We start from the raw sequence: 1,224 nt of genomic DNA, 5'->3' as shown, positions 1-1,224 counted from the left end.
GCAGTGCATCACACGGGGGGCTGCGGCCCCCTGTATCATTGGCGAAACCCGCTCGACAGGATCGCCATGCCGGAACCGACCTCCGCACCGACCGCAGCGCCCGCCTTCACCCTGGCTGATGTCGATGCCACGCTGGAACGCGTGCTCGCCCCGTGGGTGCGCCAGCTTGGCCTGCGAGCCGAGGCGGTGGACGACCAGGGCGTGACGCTGCGCCTGCCGTTCAGTGAGACTTTTCGCCATGCCGGCGGCGTGGTGTGCGGSCAGGTACTGATGTCGGCAGCCGATACGGCGATGATCGTCGCCATCTCCCGGGTGCTCGGGGAGTTCCGCCCGATGACTACGGTCAGCCTGACCACCAACTTCATGCGGCCTGTGATCGACGGCGATGTGCGCGTGCGCGCCAACGTGCTGCGGCTCGGCAAGACCGTGGTGTTCGGCGAGATCGAGCTGACCGGCACCGACGGCAAGCTGGCGGTGCAGGCCACCACCACCTACGCGCTGCTCTGACATCCAGGACCATCCGACGATGATGACTGGCGCCGCGCCAATCTCCTCCGCCCCTCCCCAGCCGCTTTCCCAGCCGTTCGACCAGATCGTGTTCGCCGGCGGCGGCAACCGATGCTGGTGGCAGGCCGGCTGGTGGGACACCGTGGCGCCCGAGCTGGCGCTGCGGCCGCGCGTGATTGCGGGCATCTCGGCCGGGGCGGCTACGGCGTGCATGGTCCATGCGCATGATTCGCACCAGACCATGGCCTATTACCGCGACATCCTGGCCAACAACACGCGCAACGCCTACTGGGGCAACCTGCTGCGGCGCGAGCGCGTGTTTCCACATTACGGCATCTATCGCAACGCGCTGCTGTCGCTATTCGGCGATAACCGGCTCGCGCGGCTCCAGGCCGCGCCCGAGATCCGCATCGGCGTGGCGCATATCCCGCCGTGGAGCGGCCCGCGCCTGGCCGTGGCCGCCGGGCTGCTCGCGTACAACATCGACAAGCACCTCCTCAAGACGCTGCACCCGCGGCTGGGCCGCAAGCTGGGCTTCCGGCCCGAGTTCGTGCGCGCGCAGGATTGTGCTTCGCCCGAGGATCTGGCCGATCTGCTCTTGCAGTCGGCCTCCACGCCGCCGTTCACACCGGTACTGAAGCGCCAGGGGCGCGCGGTGCTCGATGGCGGGCTGGTGGACAACGTGCCCGTCGATGCGCTCGACCCGGCCCCCGGCAA

General features: G+C 69.0%; 2 protein-coding genes. Both read left to right on the top strand.

From position 1 onward, the window contains the following. Window positions 1-507, top strand: a 507-nt coding sequence (locus tag AB4Z13_RS32745) for a PaaI family thioesterase (RefSeq protein ID WP_442207770.1), incomplete at its 5' end; no start/stop codon positions are given. A gap of 19 nt (window positions 508-526) precedes the next feature. Next, window positions 527-1,224: patatin-like phospholipase family protein (locus AB4Z13_RS32740; RefSeq protein ID WP_442207769.1), on the top strand; the 698-nt coding region annotated here is incomplete at its 3' end.

Source organism: Rhizobium sp. YAF28 (genome assembly GCF_052113285.1).
Taxonomy (GTDB): Bacteria; Pseudomonadota; Alphaproteobacteria; order Rhizobiales; family Rhizobiaceae; genus Rhizobium.
The sequence above is the reverse complement of the archived record's forward strand: the minus strand, read 5'-3'. Positions and strand labels throughout refer to the sequence as shown.